Origin of the sequence: Campylobacter sp. MIT 97-5078, assembly GCF_006864455.1 — a bacterium.
In the GTDB taxonomy this organism is placed as follows: Bacteria; Campylobacterota; Campylobacteria; order Campylobacterales; family Campylobacteraceae; genus Campylobacter_D.
Genome location: NZ_QHLK01000001.1, coordinates 136,762 through 154,074, shown reverse-complemented (window position 1 = coordinate 154,074; position 17,313 = coordinate 136,762). Strand labels below are relative to the sequence as shown.

Annotated in this window: 17 protein-coding genes and 2 tRNA genes; 9 read left to right on the top strand and 10 right to left on the bottom strand. The window is 33.0% G+C overall.

Features of this window, described 5'->3' with window-relative positions; all coding sequences use genetic code 11:
- The first annotated feature begins 4 nt into the window (after positions 1-4).
- From DMB91_RS00800 to DMB91_RS00785, 4 genes are all read left to right on the top strand, one after another.
- The gene (locus DMB91_RS00800; protein ID WP_034902684.1) at positions 5-1,192 is read left to right on the top strand and encodes a M48 family metallopeptidase; all 1,188 of its coding nucleotides are present in this window, start codon (positions 5-7) and stop codon (positions 1,190-1,192) included.
- On the top strand, positions 1,189-1,992 hold the full coding sequence (locus tag DMB91_RS00795) for a HemK/PrmC family methyltransferase (protein WP_034902686.1): 804 nt from the start codon (positions 1,189-1,191) through the stop codon (positions 1,990-1,992). The genes DMB91_RS00800 and DMB91_RS00795 overlap by 4 nt, the downstream gene beginning before the upstream one ends.
- A gap of 126 nt (positions 1,993-2,118) precedes the next feature.
- A complete protein-coding gene (locus tag DMB91_RS00790; RefSeq protein WP_034902689.1) occupies positions 2,119-2,607 on the top strand; it encodes a hypothetical protein in 489 nt (162 codons plus the stop codon).
- 33 nt (positions 2,608-2,640) lie between these two features.
- The gene (locus DMB91_RS00785; protein WP_034902692.1) at positions 2,641-3,393 is read left to right on the top strand and encodes a flagellin; all 753 of its coding nucleotides are present in this window, start codon (positions 2,641-2,643) and stop codon (positions 3,391-3,393) included.
- 57 nt (positions 3,394-3,450) lie between these two features.
- Here the strand turns inward: DMB91_RS00785 and DMB91_RS00780 are convergent, their stop codons facing one another.
- From DMB91_RS00780 to tgt, 6 genes are all read right to left on the bottom strand, one after another.
- Positions 3,451-4,086, bottom strand: a complete 636-nt coding sequence (locus tag DMB91_RS00780) for a YggS family pyridoxal phosphate-dependent enzyme (protein WP_034902695.1) — start codon at positions 4,084-4,086, stop codon at positions 3,451-3,453.
- A gap of 162 nt (positions 4,087-4,248) precedes the next feature.
- Positions 4,249-4,482, bottom strand: coding sequence for a hypothetical protein (locus DMB91_RS00775; RefSeq protein ID WP_034902701.1), 234 nt, complete (start codon positions 4,480-4,482; stop codon positions 4,249-4,251).
- Between the two features lie 16 nt (positions 4,483-4,498).
- A complete protein-coding gene (locus DMB91_RS00770; RefSeq protein WP_231549651.1) occupies positions 4,499-5,152 on the bottom strand; it encodes a helix-turn-helix domain-containing protein in 654 nt (217 codons plus the stop codon).
- A 45-nt stretch (positions 5,153-5,197) separates the two neighbouring features.
- Positions 5,198-5,797, bottom strand: coding sequence for a hypothetical protein (locus DMB91_RS00765; protein ID WP_034902704.1), 600 nt, complete (start codon positions 5,795-5,797; stop codon positions 5,198-5,200).
- Between the two features lie 951 nt (positions 5,798-6,748).
- A tRNA-Arg gene (locus tag DMB91_RS00750) sits at positions 6,749-6,825 on the bottom strand.
- Between the two features lie 222 nt (positions 6,826-7,047).
- Entirely contained in the window at positions 7,048-8,172 is a 1,125-nt protein-coding gene (gene tgt, locus DMB91_RS00745) for a tRNA guanosine(34) transglycosylase Tgt (protein ID WP_143116758.1), read from the bottom strand.
- A 35-nt stretch (positions 8,173-8,207) separates the two neighbouring features.
- On the opposite strand from tgt, the gene DMB91_RS00740 reads away from it, so the two are divergent.
- From DMB91_RS00740 to mog, 5 genes are read left to right on the top strand one after another with little or no spacing between them, the layout of a single operon-like run.
- Positions 8,208-9,605, top strand: a complete 1,398-nt coding sequence (locus tag DMB91_RS00740) for a COG3400 family protein (RefSeq protein ID WP_034906692.1) — start codon at positions 8,208-8,210, stop codon at positions 9,603-9,605.
- 34 nt (positions 9,606-9,639) lie between these two features.
- Positions 9,640-10,707: a 3-dehydroquinate synthase gene (gene aroB / locus DMB91_RS00735; RefSeq protein WP_034906694.1), complete on the top strand. Its 1,068-nt coding sequence runs from the start codon at positions 9,640-9,642 to the stop codon at positions 10,705-10,707.
- The gene (mtaB, locus tag DMB91_RS00730) at positions 10,704-11,957 is read left to right on the top strand and encodes a tRNA (N(6)-L-threonylcarbamoyladenosine(37)-C(2))-methylthiotransferase MtaB (RefSeq protein ID WP_034906696.1); all 1,254 of its coding nucleotides are present in this window, start codon (positions 10,704-10,706) and stop codon (positions 11,955-11,957) included. The genes aroB and mtaB overlap by 4 nt, the downstream gene beginning before the upstream one ends.
- Before the next feature lie 2 nt (positions 11,958-11,959).
- Complete coding sequence (locus DMB91_RS00725) at positions 11,960-13,573, top strand: AAA family ATPase (protein ID WP_034906698.1); 1,614 nt, start codon at positions 11,960-11,962, stop codon at positions 13,571-13,573.
- 11 nt (positions 13,574-13,584) lie between these two features.
- Complete coding sequence (mog, locus tag DMB91_RS00720) at positions 13,585-14,115, top strand: molybdopterin adenylyltransferase (RefSeq protein ID WP_034906700.1); 531 nt, start codon at positions 13,585-13,587, stop codon at positions 14,113-14,115.
- Between the two features lie 94 nt (positions 14,116-14,209).
- Here the strand turns inward: mog and DMB91_RS00715 are convergent, their stop codons facing one another.
- From DMB91_RS00715 to murA, 4 genes are all read right to left on the bottom strand, one after another.
- Positions 14,210-14,632 carry a PepSY-like domain-containing protein gene (locus tag DMB91_RS00715; protein ID WP_034906701.1) on the bottom strand — a complete coding sequence of 141 codons (423 nt, stop codon included), beginning with the start codon at positions 14,630-14,632 and terminating at the stop codon, positions 14,210-14,212.
- A 104-nt stretch (positions 14,633-14,736) separates the two neighbouring features.
- A tRNA-Gly gene (locus tag DMB91_RS00710) sits at positions 14,737-14,811 on the bottom strand.
- A 34-nt stretch (positions 14,812-14,845) separates the two neighbouring features.
- The gene (locus tag DMB91_RS00705; RefSeq protein WP_034903823.1) at positions 14,846-16,024 is read right to left on the bottom strand and encodes a molybdopterin molybdotransferase MoeA; all 1,179 of its coding nucleotides are present in this window, start codon (positions 16,022-16,024) and stop codon (positions 14,846-14,848) included.
- Entirely contained in the window at positions 16,021-17,277 is a 1,257-nt protein-coding gene (gene murA / locus DMB91_RS00700) for a UDP-N-acetylglucosamine 1-carboxyvinyltransferase (RefSeq protein ID WP_034903825.1), read from the bottom strand. The genes DMB91_RS00705 and murA overlap by 4 nt, the downstream gene beginning before the upstream one ends.
- Between the last annotated feature and the right edge of the window lie 36 nt (positions 17,278-17,313).

Genomic DNA, 17,313 nt, shown 5'->3' with positions numbered 1-17,313 from the left:
ATAAATGATTTTAGCTTTAATTTTATGCATTTATACCTTAGCCTTTGTAGGCATTTCTTATACTCAAATTCGCTTTTTAAAGCAAGAAAAAGATAAACAAGCCATCATTTTAGATGAAAAAACTTACAAAGAGGCTGCACAAATTGGCATTGAAAATGAAAAATTTAAGATTTTTTCTCACATTTATACTTTAATCTTATATCTTTTTTGGCTTTTTTTTGGCTTTTTTTGGCTTAAAAATGTTTTAATTAGTCAAAATTCGGTGCTTGAAAATACTTTGTTTTTGCTGGCATTTTTATTTATAAATACACTTGCAAGCCTCCCTTTAAGCGTATATGAGGATTTTGTAAAAAACAAAAAACAAGGTTTTTCAAATATGAACGCTACACTTTTCATCAAAGATACACTCAAAAACTTTATTTTGCTTGCTGTTTTTGGCTTTTTGCTTTTGTATGCTTTGGTATTTTGTTATGAGTTTTTGGGGCAGTTTTGGTGGGTGTGGGCTTTTGCACTTTCTTTTGTGGTGATTTTATTTATCAACTTGCTTTATCCAACTCTTATCGCTCCTTTGTTTAACAAAATGACTCCGCTTGAGGATAGCTCGCTACTTGCTAAAATAGACACACTTATGCAAAAATGTGGTTTTAGTGCAAAAGGTGTATTTGTGATGGATGCAAGCAAGAGAGATAAGAGGCTTAATGCTTATTTTGGAGGGCTTTTTAAGAGTAAAAGAGTGGTGCTTTTTGATACGCTTTTAAAGGCTTTAAATGAAAACCAGCTTTTAGCTGTTTTAGGACATGAGCTTGGACATTTTGTGCATAAAGACTTGGTTAAAGGCTTGTTTAGCTCGGCTTTAATGTTCTTTGTTTTATTTTTTGTTTTTGCACATTTGCCTGAGTTTTTTTATATTCAAAGTGATTTGCAAGGTGTAAATGCTGGCGTTTTTGCTTTGTTTATCATTTTTAGTGAGGTTTTTTCACTCATTTTTTCGCCTTTGGTGAATTTATTAAGCCGAAAAAATGAATTTAATGCTGATAAACATGGAGCTTTAATGACTTCTAAGGAAGATATGAAAAATGCTTTATTTGCGCTTGCTAAGGAAAACAAAGCCTTTGTAAAGACAAGTAAAATTTATGAATTTTTTCATCTTTCTCACCCAAGTATAGACAAACGCATAAAAGCCCTATCTTGAAGCTTAAAACTGCTCTAAATCTTGCCAAAAAAAACTTAAAGACACACAAAGAAGAAGCCCTTTTTATACTTTGTGAGTATTTGCAAAAAGATAGGGCGTTTGTGGTTTTAAATGCAGACTTTGACTTTGATGAAAAGCCTTATTTTAAGCTTATAGAGCGTTTTTCTAAGGGTGAACCTTTTGAGTATATTTTTGAAAAAGCTCAGTTTTATGGACTTGAGTTTAAGGTGCAAAAAGGCGTTTTGGTCCCTCGTTTTGATACTGAAATTTTACTTGGGCTTGCTTTAAAAGAACTTAGTCAAAAAAAATATACAAATATCTTAGAAATAGGCTTTGGAAGCGGGATTTTAAGTATAATTTTAGCCTTAAAATTAGGACTTAAAATCAAAGCTTGTGATATTAGCAAGCTTGCCTTAAAACTTGCTAAAGAAAATGCCTTAAGACACGAAGTAGAGCATTTGATAGATTTTAAGCTTTGTGATTTTAGAAACTTTGAAGGCGAAGTTGATTTTATCATCTCAAATCCACCTTATATTCAAAATGATTACAAGCTTGATATTTGGGTGCAAAATGAGCCTAAGGAAGCTTTATTTGGTGGAGTGAAAGGCTATGAATTTCTTGAAGAGCTTATTGTTTTTGCCAGAAAAAATAAGGCAAAAGCTTTGGCTTGTGAGTTTGGATACGATCAAAAAGAAATTTTACATAAAATTTTACATAAAAATGGCTTTAAGGCTGAATTTTTCAAGGATTTTGCTGGTTTTGATCGTGCGTTTTTAGCCCATGTAGTTGAGACTATATAGATAAACTCATACCTTTCCTTAAAATTTTAAAATTCAACAAACAAAAAACAAAAATTATTATTAAACTAATATTCTTTCTGCTATAATCCTTTAAAAAATAAAAATTATTTTTTAAAGGACAAAAAAATGAAGGCGATTAATCTTTTGCTACTTGGTTCTATCATCGGTATAGGGCTTTTTCTTGGCATAGCTGTGGCTGTGAGTGTATTTTATCCACCTACAGGCTTAGGAGGCGAAGCGATTACAGATGTATTTGGTAGCGGGCTGATTATGGGACAGATTTTTTTAAAATTTGGTTATGTACTCATTAGCATAGCCCTTATAAACACCATTTATGAGATATTTTTTGCAGAACCTAGTTTAAAAATTATAAAAATTTTGCTTGCCGTTGCGATCTTGGCACTATCTTTGCTTTTTGTGTTTTATTATACTTTGCCAATGCTTGAAACTCAAAGCTTGATTATAGAAGGAAAAGCAGGTTTAGAAGCTTTAGCAAGCGAGGAATTTAAAACCAAACACACGCAAAGTGAATGGCTTGTAAAAATTATCTTGATTTTGCAAGTAGCTTTATTCTTTTTAAGTTACAAGTCAGCAAAAGTAGGGTATAATCGATAAATTTACCTAAAAACAAGGTTGAAGGGGGATAATATGACGATCAATAACAATCCAGCGAGCTTACAGCAAAACAACTATCTTAACAATGCTCAAAAAGCCTCTGAAAAAGCATTGGGTAACATAGCAGCTATTCGTGCGATCAGTGGTATAGATACGGCTGATTTGGCTATAGCTGATTCTTTAAGATCGCAAGCTAGCACTATAGATCAAGGCGTTGCAAATGCTTATGATGCTGTAGGTGTTTTGCAGATTGCTGATGCGAGTTTAAGCCAGATCACAAAAACAACTGATGAACTTAGTCAGCTTGCTGTGCAAAGAAATAGTGCCGTGCTTAATGATCAGCAAAAAAATATGCTCGATGTTAGAGCTACAGAGCTTATTTCTTCGATTAATGATGCTTTTAATAATGCTCAATTTAATGGAAAAAATGTATTTCAAACTATGGATTTTGTGGTGGGAAGCGGGGTTGAAACAACAAATTTAAATCCTCTTAGCACAGGAAATCTTAGCCTCACAGATCAAAGTAGTATAGATTCGTTCAGTCAGCAAGTTGCTTCTTTGCGTGCAGATATCGGTGCTGGCATTAATGCTATCACTTCAAATATCAGTGCAAGTGTAGAAAATAGTATCAATACAAAAGCCGCTGAAGGAAATTTACTCAATGACGATTTGGCGAAAAATATTACTGATTTTAATGCAGAGTTTTTGAAAACTAATTCAGCTTCATTTATGATGGCTCATCAAAATGATATACTTCAAAGCAAAGTAGCTAGTCTTTTGCAATAAACATTTTAGATTTTCTTACTTGTAAAAGCTAAGAGAATCTTTTTTATTTTTAAATTCTTATACAGCTTTTAAAGCTTTAAATAATACACTTCCCAAACGTAGCATATTCGAGCCACATTTAATGGCGAGTTCAAAGTCATTACTCATACCCATAGAGCAAATTTTTGCTCCGTATTTTTGTAGGGCTTCATAGATTTTATAAGTTGCTTCAAAGCTTTTGATGATTTCTTTTTGATTGTCTGTGTTTGCTCCTATGCTCATCACTCCACAAAGCTTTATTTTAGGGCATTCATCTTGAATTTGAAGGTATTCATCAATGGCTTTTTGAAGCTCAAGCCCACTTTTGCTGTTTTCATTAGCACTATTAATTTCAAGTAAGGTTTCAAGCTCATAATCTAGTCTTTGATTTACGGCTTTAGCAAGTTTTAGGCTATTGCAAGATTGCCATAAAATAGGGCATTGTTTAAGCAAAAGATTGATTTTATTGCTTTGTAATGTGCCGATAAAATGCCATTTAATAGCTAAATTTTCTTTTAAAACCTCTTTTTTGCTGGCTAGGGCTTGAACTTGATTTTCTCCAAATTCACAAAAACTAAGTTTAAAAAGTTCATTTATAAGTTCAGCGGAGCCGTATTTGCTCGCTACGATTATGCGTGTGTTTTGTGCTTTTTTAAGGATTTGTTCTAAATTCATAAGTGTTCTTTATTTTTAAGATAGCTTTAAAAGTGGCGCGCCCAAGAGGATTGTGATTTATGATTAAAATATCCAAAAAACATACTTTAATACATACTTTTAAAAAAGCAATATTCGTTAAATTTTTAAGCAGAAATCCCAACTGCTTTAGTAGGTGGTAATTCATTTTATTGGCTTAACTCCTGAGAGAATTTTAGCTATTTCTTCAATAGAGAATGATACAAGATGAGTTATATTCATTGATTCTATTTTTTTATTTTTTGTCAATCTATCTAAAGTTTGCAAAGATACACCAAGAATTTCGGCACATTCTTTTCTACTGAAAGTCATTTTTTTATATTCATTAAACAAAAAACCTCTCATTTCAACATGACTGTCTTTTATTATGCTACTCATTTTTTCCCTCCTTAATTTATGTCAAACCATCAGTTTTTTGAAAATCAAGAATAGCTTCCCTTGACATATAGAATCCTTTGCCTAATTTCACACCTTTTAGAATTCCTCTTACAATCCATAAGCAAACTATTATGTGAGTTACAGAGTGCATTTTTGCAACTTCATCAACAGAATAATAAGCAGCTTGTTCTTTAAAACTTCCATCTTCTTTAGAAGGATCTTTTGAAATTTCTGCTAAAAAGCTTTTGAATTCAAGATTGGTATTACAAAAATATCGAATAGTTTTTAAAATAGCAGTTGCATAAAAACTTCTAATATCTTCTTTTAAATCTTCCACAAAAGAAAATAAATCTATAGCTCTTAAGCTTTCTAATCGCTCTTTATATTTTTTTTGAACCTCTAACTCCACATAAGCAAGAGAGCGCATGGTTTTGACTTCTACATTTTTTAAATGTTTGAATTTTACTTCAGCTTCTTTTCTCATAGAAGAGTTATAAGATAGATATAAAATTTTAAAATCTTTTCTCGCTCCGTGAAATTGCACTAGAGTTGAAGTTTTTCTTGTGCCTGGATAAGCATTCACTATTAATATATCATCAATATTAAAATCAACCACAGCTTGTTGCTCTTGAGTGAGAAAACTTTTAGTTTGCAAACAAGAAATTGACACTATCATTTCCTTTATATTCATTTGAAACACTTAACAATATTTGTTTTAATCTATTAAAATTCCTTTATTACTTAATTCCCCATGAAAATCTTTTCTTTTATCAAGATCATTTGTGGTTACAATGGTAAATCCCGCTCGTTGAATTTTCATAAGTTTTTCTTTTGAGATGTTCATGCTATAAAATAATTTTTTAAAATGTTCAGATGTCATTTTCACCGCTCTAACATGATGAAAAAATGGATTACCATTTTTTTTATTTTTATTATATTGCATAGTGTTATTAAACACTATGTCTTTGCTATAGCTAGTGTCTTGAAAATCATCTTCTTTGATACGCTTTCTCATCTCATTGTAAAATGAAGTTAGTTTGTTATCCTCATCTTTAATAAGATTAAGTATAGGATCTGGAATTTTGTCCAAATATTGGTTTTTTTCATCAAAATTATCCACATTAAAAGAAGTAATATAGTAGGATTTATTCGCTACTAATATTATAAAAGCTGAAGGATAATTTTTATCATAGCCATCAAAATATAAATTCACTTTTACACCATTATATGGATAGTAAAGCTTAATACAATTTCCAACTTTTTTATAATTATTATATTTTTCTAATAAAATACCTAAAATAATAGTATCACTCATTTACACTCCTCTTTTATCTGTAATAAATTTAAACTAAGTATAGTTATTCTATAATAATTTCGATTATTTAGATGAGATAATCAACGAGTTTGATTATCCCGTTAATTAATCCTAAAATAAGAACTAAAAACTTAATGATCTTACTCATGATGCCCCTTCCTATAACCGAAAGAGTAGCCATACTTAATACATTTTAATTATAGCATTTTTAAATGAATAATTTATTTTAGCCTCTTATTAAGTATTTGTATGATAGAATGATTGCAGAATATATTCTATACTTGGGATAGTTTTAGCTACTTGATTAATTGTTTATATGATAAAATAGACTTATCTCAAAAGCCTATTTTATCAATGTTTTTCTTATTTTTTTGAGTAAAAATATAATATAGTTCAAGCATATCATTTTCTCATCTTTTGTTTTTTTAAGTCTTTCAAAAAAGATTTGCACCTCATTAAAACTAGAAAAAACATTATTTTTCCTGTCTGTGTAAGATTTAAATCTTATGTTTGCATAAACTCTCTCAACTATATACTCCTCAAAAAGAGCAACAACAATCTCTATGCTATAATAACGAACATTTCCTTTTTCAGTTATTCTGTGCAATAACACATTGTTCATAAAAAACCTAATTAAAAATTATTTATTTTATTCAAAAAGTCATTTTTGAACATTTTTTTCTATGGCAAGTTTAATCATTTGATTAATTTTCTCATTTTCTTTATTTGCATTAGAAATTTCATCTTTATAGCTAGGAATCATCATTTCTATCATTTTTAATGTTTTTTCATCAAATAAAACTCTTTTTGGGATTAAATTCTCATTTTTTAATCTTTCCACGCTAAAAAGTATATGTTATTTTTAAATTTTAAAATTTAATATATACTATAACATTATACTTTTAAAATTGTCAAAATTGATTATTTAAGATTACTTGATATAAGAAGTAATGGTGCGCCCAAGAGGATTCGAACCTCTGACCTTTTGAACCGCAATCAAATGCTCTATCCAGCTGAGCTATGGGCGCAGAATAAAAGATTAAGATTATAGCACAAAAAGCTTAAATTCAGCCTAATTTTTATGAAAAACAAGCCTTATGTCTCGTGAAAATTATATTTTTAGAAAGCTTAAAATGGGTTCGTTGAAAAAATGATGAAGTTTTCATATTTCATTTTATGTTAGAAAAAGATTGTTAAAATTATTTTGCAAAAAGTTTTTAAACTCTTAATCATAAACATTGATTTTCCACCTATATGCTAGTTCTTTGAGCGTAAAATTCTCTTTTGAATTCGCTAAATTTATCCTTAAGTATAGCCTCTCTTGCATTTTTTACAAGTTCTAGGTAAAAATGCAGATTATGCAAACTTGCCAGTCTAAAAAAAGTCAGTTCTTTTGTTCTAAAAAGATGATTTAAATAGGCTCTGCTAAAATGCACGCAAGTATAACAAGAACATTGTTTGTCTATAGGCTCATAATCACTTATGAACTCGGCTTTTTTGATATTAAGCTTACCAAAGCTTGTAAAAATCGTGCCGTTTCTTGCATTTCGTGTTGGCATTACACAATCAAACATATCCACACCTCGTTCTATATTTTCTATTAAATCCTCAGGCGTGCCAACTCCCATTAAATATCTTGGGCAATGCTCGTTCATAAAGCTCATCATAGCTTCAACCGTATCATACATAGCTTGATTTTCTTCTCCCACACTAAGCCCACCTATAGCCAAACCATCAAATTCAAGTTCGCAAAGTGCCTCAGTGCAAATTTTTCTTGCTTCAAAATCAGTGCCTCCTTGGATAATGCCAAAGATATTATTTGTTTGTGCCTTGCCTTTTGCTTTTTGAGCTAGATGATATTCAATGGCTTCTTTAGCCCATTTTATCGTTCTTTGCACGGATAAGTCTATACGTTCTTTACTTGCAGGTAAAGCCACTAAATCATCTAAGATCATCATAATATCAGAATTTAAATCATACTGCGTATCAAGCACACTTTGAGGGCTGAAAAAATGCAAACTTCCATCTATATGGCTTTTAAATCTAATCCCCATTTCATCAGGCTTTGAATTCTTGCTCAAAGAAAAGGCTTGAAAACCGCCACTATCGGTTAAAAAAGAGCGATCAAAGCCAGTAAAACCATGCAAGCCGCCAAATTCTTTTATTAGCTTTGAACCCGGACGCAAATAAAGATGATAAGTGTTTGCAAGTATGATTTTAGCATCAAGTGTATTTTTAAGATCAAGAGCGTCAAGACTTTTAACTACTGCTTGTGTGCCTACAGGCATAAAAATGGGTGTTTCAAAACTTGAATGAGCGGTTTTGATCTCGCATACTCTTGCGTTTTGAGATTTATGCTTTATTTTAAATTCCATTTGCTATAATATCCTTTTTTTGTTTTGGAGTATGTATGGACAAAATTTTATTTATCGTTGATGGAAGTTTAGCAAAATATTTCTTAGAAAGGCTTTGTTTGCAAAAAGCTTTGAATTTTTTTTATACGATTTTATACTATAATGACGAAACGATCAGTGTTATCACAAGGGGCGAAAATATAGACTTTGTAAAATTTGATCCTACAAGTTCAAGCAAGCTTAATAAGCTTTTGCTGAATAATTTCTCTCAAATTTTTGTTTTTTTACAAGATGAATTTGACACAAAAAACACTTACGAAAATATCAGAGCCTTTAGCAAAGAACAAAATATTGTTTTAATGGACTTTTGGGGGTTGAGCGTAAGTGATGAGCATTGCGATTTGATTGATTTAAGAGCGATTTTAAGCAATTACTTGTTAGGATTTTTGCCCGATGTTGCCCTAATCGCCCAAAATATAGGGCTTAGCACAGGTGAGATTATGGAGGTAAAAATTCCAGCCGATAGTATTTTTGCATATAGACATGTAGGTTCTATAGGGCAGAAAAGGTGGAGGATTGCCTTGTTATATAGGAATTCAAAATTTATTTTTGTCAATTCTTCAACCATGCTTATGCCAAATGATTCTATACTCATCGTTGGCGATCCTAGTGTTTTGCAAGGCGTATATCACAATATCAAGCGGGGAAGAGGGCAGTTTCCAAGCCCTTTTGGTAGCAATATCCTTGCCTTAATGGATATGAGAGATAAAAGTGAAGCCGAGCTTGAAAATTTCTTAAAAATAGCCTTGTTTTTTCATTCAAAAACAAATTCAAAAAAGCTTATTATCCGCGTGATCAACCCTCGTTTAAATGAAATTTATGAACGGCTCAAGCACAATGACAAGAACAATGTTAGTATAGAACTTGATTACAAAAATACTGATTTTAAGTCTATTTCAGCACTTTTAGAGGGTAATGATATAGGCGTGATTATTACTGATTTGCTTCATTTTGAAAGAAAGAAAAAGCAGTTTTTTGAGCTTAAAATTCCTATCCTTAAAATAGGAGAAAGAAACTTTGAAGAGCTAAGAGAGGCTGTGATTTTGAACTCAAATGAAGCCGAACTTGAAACTCAAGCAAACGTGATGATTGATCTAAGTAAGCAACTTGGGCTTTCAGTAAAGCTGTATCACTACAAACCAAATGATGATTCAAAACAAGTTGTAGAACACTTTCAAAGTCTTTCAAAGCTTTATAACAAGGAGATTAAGATCATCAATGATACCAGCAAAAATCCTCTTTTAGAGCTTAGTTTAAACAATGATATTTTGCAGTTTGTGAGCTTTAAAAAAGAGCTAACAAGCTCTCGTTTAAGCACACTTTTAAGCACGGACTTTAATGTTTTATACGCAAAAATGAACAAAAATTATCAACTTTTTATACCAATTAGTTAAATTTGGTTAAAATTTATTCAAAAAAGGCAAAATGGTGAATATAAAAGTAAATTTAGAAAAAAACTCTTATGAAGTCAGTGTAAATGAGCTTAAAAAGCTTGAATTTAAGGGCAAAGTTGCTGTGGTGAGTAATGCAAAAATAGCCGGGCTTCATTTACAGAGCTTGCTTTCAAGGCTTAAGGCTGATGAAGTCTTTATCATTACGCTAAAAGATGGGGAGCAGTATAAGAATTTACAAAGTATAGAAGAGCTTTTAAATCAACTTTTCATTTCCAAACTTGATCGAAAAAGCACGCTCATCGCATTTGGCGGAGGTGTGATTAGCGATATAGTGGGCTTTGGGGCAAGCATTTATCAAAGAGGCATAGACTTTATTAATATTCCTACCACGCTTTTAGCTATGGTTGATGCAGCTGTTGGAGGAAAAACAGGGGTAAATAATGCCTTTGGGAAAAATCTCATTGGTTCATTTTATCAGCCTCGTGCTGTGTATTGTGAGAGTGAGTTTTTAAAAACACTGCCTCAAAGAGAACTTAGTGCTGGAATGGCTGAGTTTATTAAAATGGCGATTACTTTTGATGAGAAAAAACTTGAATTTATAGAAAAGCTTGATGAAAATGCCTTTTTTGATAAAAGCTTAGATGATGTAATTTATGCTCAAATCATCTTTGAAAGTGTAAAATTAAAAGCTGATATAGTCTCAAAAGATGAAAAAGAAAACGATCTAAGAATGCTCTTAAACTATGGACATACCTTTGCTCATGTTATAGAAAATCAAACACAATATAAGACTTTTTTACACGGCGAAGCTGTAGCTATAGGCATAAATATGGCAAATCAGCTTGCTTTAAAGCTTGGTTTTTTAAGTGAAGTAGAATGCAAAAAGGTAGAAAAACTTTTGCATAAATTTAAGCTTCCAACATATTATAAGATAAAAGATAGTAATGAGTTTTATGAGGCTTTTTTTCTTGATAAAAAAAGCTTAAATGCAAAGCTTCATTTTATCCTGCCACAAGGTTTGGGTAGGGCTGTGATTAAAAATGATATCAAAAAAGAGCTGATTTTAGAAGTTTTAACTGATTTTACAAAGGGTAGGGCTTGAGAGAAAAGGTATTTTTCAAAACCTTTGGTTGTAGAACAAATATCTATGATACCGAGCTTTTAAAAAGCTATGTCAAAGACTATGAAATCACTCAAGATGAAAAGGAAGCTCAAATCATAGTGATAAACTCTTGCACTGTTACAAATGGGGCAGATAGTGGCACAAGAGCTTATATAAATAGCCTCAAACAAAGAGGTGTCAAGGTAGTGCTAACAGGTTGTGGAGCAGTAAGCAAGGGCAAAGAGCTTTTAGAAAACAAAAAAATCTTTGGTGTGCTTGGAGCTTCAAATAAAGCAAAGATTAATGAGTTTTTAGGTTTTAAACAAAGCTTTTTTGAACTTGGGGATTTAAATTTCATTGACAAAGATATCGTAACTCAATATGAAAATCACACTAAGGCTTTTGTAAAAATTCAAGAAGGTTGCGATTTTGCCTGTTCATATTGCATTATCCCTAGCGTACGTGGCAAATCAAGAAGTATTAGCGAAGAAGAAATTCTCAAACAAATTAAAATTCTAGCAAATAATGGCTATAACGAAGTCGTGCTAACTGGCACAAATATAGGCTCTTACGGCTTAAAACAAGGTTCAAGTTTAGGAAGATTGCTTCAAAAAATAGGGCAGGTTTCAGGCATAAAAAGGGTGCGTTTAGGCAGTTTAGAACCAGCTCAAATCGATGCAAGTTTTAAAGAAATTTTAGATGAAGCTTGGCTTGAGCGACATTTGCATATAGCCTTACAGCACACAAGCGAAAAAATGTTGCGTATCATGCGGCGTCGTTCGCATACTCAAAATGACTTAGAACTTTTTGAAATGCTTATAAATAAAGGTTTTGCCTTAGGAACGGATTTTATCGTGGCACACCCTGGCGAAGATGAGCTTGTATGGGAAGAGGCTTTGACAAATTTCAAAGCTTTTAAACTCACACATATTCACGCCTTTATCTTTAGTCCAAGAGCAAATACACATTCAGCAAGTCTTAACGAAAAGCCAGTAAATGGTAGCATAGCCAAAGATAGGCTTAATGTGCTTAAAGATATAGTAAAGCATAATAATCTTGAGTTTAGAAAAAACAATAAAAAAAGGCTTGAAGTGCTTGTAGAAAGTCAGAAAGAAGGTGTTTTTGAAGGCTATGATCAATTTTATAATAAAGTTAAAATTCACAGCCCAAAAGACTTGAGTAAAACTTGGCTCATACTTGATGAATATGAGTGCAAAACCGAGCATAATGAAGCCAGTTTAGGAGGCTAGATTTGAATAAAAATAAAAAAATCATTATTTTTTCCTTTGCGTTGTTGTGTGTGCTTGTTGGCATTATTTATTTTAAAAATGAGCCAAAATATATTGATAAAAGACTTTATGAAAGCTTTTTACAAGAAAATCTTATCACAAAAGCTGTTATCAGTGATAAAGAGATTATTATCAAGGCAAATAATGATAATTACGCCATTATTAAAGATGGCATTGATCTTGATGAGCTTTTGCAAAAAGTGCCTGTTGAAGTAAGACAAGAAAATACAGCATTTTTTTTAAGTTTCATAATAATCACTCTTATAGTTATGTTTGTTTCAGCCTTTTATTTTTCACGCAAAAAGCAAATACAAAGATTTCCCATCTCGCCTCCAAGTGAATCGCAGAGCAATCCTATCTTAGAAAGTGCAAACTCTGGTATAAAACCGGTAATCTCTCATATTAAATTTGATGATGTGGCTGGGGTTGATGAGGAAAAAAGCGAGCTTAGCGAAATCGTGGATTTTCTTAAAAATCCGCAAAAATACAAAGAATTTGGCATAAAAATGCCAAAAGGTGTTTTGATGATAGGACCTCCAGGAGTTGGTAAAACTTTGATCGCAAAAGCTGTAGCTGGGGAAGCTGGAGTGCCATTTTTTTATCAAAGCGGTTCAAGCTTTGTTGAAATTTATGTAGGTATGGGAGCAAAGCGAGTTAGAGAGCTTTTTAACAAAGCTAAAATGATGGCTCCAAGTATTATTTTCATAGATGAAATAGACGCTGTTGGCAAAGCAAGAGGCGAGGTAAGCAATGTTGAGCGAGATAGCACCTTAAATCAGCTCTTAACCCAAATGGACGGCTTTGAGGATAATAGCGGCGTTATCGTTATTGCAGCGACAAATAAAATCGAGCTTATGGATCCAGCCTTGCTTCGCTCAGGTCGTTTTGATAGACGAATTTTTCTTTCTTTACCGGACTTTAAAGATAGGCTTAAAATCCTTGAAATTTATATGAAAGACAAAAAAAATAATGTCGAGCTAAAAAATATCGCCAAAGCAAGCGTAGGCTTTAGCGGGGCAGGGCTTGAAACCCTTGTGAATGAAGCAGCGATTAATGCCTTAAGAAGAGGCTCGAATTTGGTTGAGGAAAGTGATTTTTTTGCTGTTTTAAACAAGGTCTTAGTGGGAAAAAAGAAAATCTTAAGCTTTGATGAAAACGAGAAAAAGATACAAGCAACTTATCAAGCTGCAAAGGCTTTAAGTGCGTATTATTTTGACGTAGGTTTTGAAAAAATCACACTCATTGAAGATCGTTTTAAAGAATATGAAAAGCAAATCAGATCAAAATCAGAGCTTTTAAATAAGATTAAAGTGCATTTAGCAGGATCGTGTGCCATGAAGCTTATTTATAATGAAAGTTACACTAACTCACAGCATGATTTTCTTAAGGTAAAAGAGCTTGTTGGCTTTATGCTTAGTTTTGATATGGCTGATGAAAAAACCTTAAGCGATCAAAAGCAAGAGGTGCAAAACTACCTTGAGCCTATGAAAGATAAGATTTTAGAGCTTGCAAATGTGCTTTTGGAATTTGAAAAGCTTGAAAGCGAAGATGTTGCAAATGTGATGAGAGTGCATTAAGGAGCTTGATAATGGATAATATAAAGATAGGAATTTTAAGCTTAAGCGATAGGGCAAGTGCTGGAATTTATGAAGATAAAGCTACCCCAAAGGTAAAAGAAGTGCTTCAAAGCTATATCAAAAATGAATGTGAGTTTATATGCGAGCTTATCGCTGATGAGTTTGAACTTATCAAAGAAAAATTGCTTTTTTTAAGCAAAGAAGCAAAATGCGATCTTATCATTACTTGCGGGGGAACTGGACCTGCTTTAAGAGATGTAACCCCAGAAGCTACTGAAGCAGTGTGTGAAAAAATGTTACCAGGTTTTGGTGAGCTTATGCGTCAAGCAAGTTTAAAATTTGTGCCAACAGCGATTTTGTCGCGTCAAAGTGCAGGTATAATCCAAAACTCACTCATCATTAATCTACCGGGCAATCCAAAGGCTATTACTGAATGCTTAGAGCCTATTTTTCCAGCTGTGCCTTATTGTTTAGACTTAATAGGAGCTCAATTTATACACACAAATGAAGCCATTATCAAGGCTTTTCGTCCTAAAAAATAAGCCCTTGCATTAAATTTTACTATTTAATATATGCGGATATAAGTGAATTTAAAGTTTAAAGCACCAAAGGTTTAAATCCTTTGGTGTGAGTTTTTTAGTCGTCAAATTTCTGTCCAAGCACATTACCATTCATATCAGTATAAACTTCCATCATATTGTTAAATTTGAACTTAAAGCCTCCTATCTTGCGATCTACATCGATAATCGCCGCATTTGGTTGAGCTGCTTTTACTTTAGAAACTATAGCTTGTCCTAAAAAGCCTGTTGGAATGGCTTTGTATTTGCCATCAACGCTTGTCCATTGTCCGTTGATATTAAAGTCAATCTCAGTGCCGTCATTTAAGGTTACATCAAAAGAGTCAAGATCTCTTTTTACGAGCATGATTTGAGCAGTTGGAAAATTCTGCTTGATAAAGCCTTGAGCGTTTGCTGGAAGCGTATTTGGAGCAACCACCATATCAGCTAGCAAAAAACTAGCACCACAAGTTAAACTTGCTAAGATTAGTTTAAGTTTCATTTTTTCTCCTTTAAAAAGTTATGCTGTAATTCTAGCCTTATTTTGTGAATTCAAAGTGAAAGCTTTGTGAAGTATGTGTGAAATGAAGCAAAAAAATAAAAAAATGGAGCGGGAAACGAGATTCGAACTCGCGACCCCAACCTTGGCAAGGTTGTGCTCTACCCCTGAGCTATTCCCGCATTTTTAAGAACTAAGATTATATAAAATTCAAGTTTAAAAGTCAAGAATTTTAAAAATTTTTACCTTTTGATTTTGTGTTAGGCTCGAGCTTTCAAGCTCACTGATAAGCAAATATTCACTCTCAAGCAAAACCTTAAGCATATTTGAGCCAAAGTTTTTAGCATAAGGTGTAAAAACGCCGTTTTTAAGCTTGCCAAAGATGAAGTTATTGCGTCCGCTTTTTAGCTCTATATCTTTACTTAAAAGGACTTCATAGCTTTTATCCTGTAAAATTGTGCCAAAAAGTAAAGCAAAAAGTTTTGGCACGATCAAACGCGTAGCTAAAAAGCATGAAAGAGGATTGCCCGGTAAGACAAGAACTAGTTTATCATCTTTTTGAAAAAGCTTGCTTGGTTTAATAAATTTAGCCTTTATACCCTCAAAAATAGGCATAAAGCCAAGCTCTTTTAAAGCTTTTTGCATAAAATCAGCTTCACCAACACTAGCTGCACCACTTGTTATAAGCAAATCATAATTGCAATTTGCTAAAGCCTTTTTTACCTCATTTAGTTCATCTTTGATGATACCAAGATAAGAAATTTCAATACTTGGCTGTGTAAGCTGGGCAGTAATACTTGTAGCATTTGCGTCATAAACGCTGTTTTCATCAGCTTCTTGACAAGGCTCTTTTAGCTCATTTCCACTTGAAAATACGCCCACTTGAAGCTTTTTATACACTTTAAGTTCGCTTATGCCTTGACTTGCAAGCACAGCTAAATGAGCGTTTGTTAAAAGTGTGCCTTTTTGAAACAAAGGTTCGTTTTGTTGGTATTCCTCGCCTTTAAAACGCACTGCATTAAGACGTTTTGGTGGGTTTTTGATGATGAGCCTGCCTTTTTGTATGCACTCATTTTCTATCATCAAAATCGTATCAGCATTTTTAGGTAATTTTGCTCCTGTCATGATTTTATAACACTCACAAGGCTTAAGCTCATATTCAGCCTTATCTCCGGCAAAAATCGTGCCTTTTATGTGTAGGGGTTTGTCTTTATCATCATAATTAAAAGCATAACCATCAAGGGCTGAATTTGTAAAACGTGGAGTATCAATCTTGGCTTTTATATCTTCAAAAAGCACTCTTTCTTTTGCCTTGAAAAGCTCTACACACTCAAAGTTAGAAAGCTCTTTTATATGATTTTCTAAAAGCTTTAAAGTAGCAAAAAGATCATTCATTCTTCTAGCCTTTTGATATTTGCTCCAAGGGCTTTGAATTTTTCCTCAAGCCTCTCATAACCACGATCTAAATGATAAATTCTATGCACGCGACTCACGCCTTTTGCTGCAAGGGCTGCTAAAATCAGAGCCGAGCTTGCCCTTAAATCAGTTGCCATCAAATCAGCTCCATTAAGCTCCTTACCTCCATTAATCGTAGCAATATGCCCGTTTAACCTTATATCAGCTCCCATTCTTAAAAGCTCACTTGCGTGCATAAAGCGGTTTTCAAATAGCCTTTCATCGATAATGCTTGTGCCATTTGCCTTAAGTGCTAAAGCCATAAATTGTGCTTGCATATCAGTTGGAAAGCCCGGATATTCGCTTGTGATGATCTCAACAGGCTTAATTTCTTTAGCTGGAAGTATGGTGATTGTATCATTTTGCACTTCTATATCAAAGCCCATTTGTTTGAGTTTATCTAAAACCGCACTTAAATGACTCGCATTTGCTTTACAAATTGTAATTTTTGAATTTGTTATCGCCGCAGCACATAGGTAAGTTCCTGCTTCTATCCTATCTGGTATAACATTAAATTCTTGAAATTCTAAAAGCTCGCCATCACTTCCTACTATCTCAAGCTCATCACTTCCTATGCCTTTTATATTAAGTCCAGCATTTGTTAAAACCTCACAAAGTTGCACCACTTCAGGCTCTTTAGCGACATTAATAAGTCTTGTTTTACCCTTTGCTAAAGCTGCTGCCATAATGATGTTTTCACTGCCTGTAACTGTGATCTTATCAAAGATAATTTCAGCTCCTTTAAGCTCGCCACTTGCCATAACATAACCTTGCTTTATGCTGATATTTGCACCCATTTTTTCAAGGGCTTGCAAATGCAAATCAATAGGACGTTGTCCTATGGCACAACCTCCGGGCAAACTTACTTCGCACTGATTAAAGCGAGCAAGTAAGGGTCCAAGTGTGAGTATAGAAGCACGCATTTTTCGCACTATATCATATAAAGCTTTAGTTTTATGGAGTTTGTTTGTATTAATCCTTGCACTGTGATTTTTAAGCTCATATTCAGCCCCTAAATTCTCAAGCAGAACAAAAAGTGTTTTGATATCAGCAACTTCTGGGATATTATGAATAAGCACTTCATTTTTGGCTAAAATGCTTGAGACGATAAGGGGCAGGGCGGCATTTTTTGCACCGCTGATTTCTACACTTCCACTTAGATAATCACAGGCTTGAATTTGAAGATATTGCATTGTTTTCCTTTTGTAATAATAAAAATTTTAGCATAT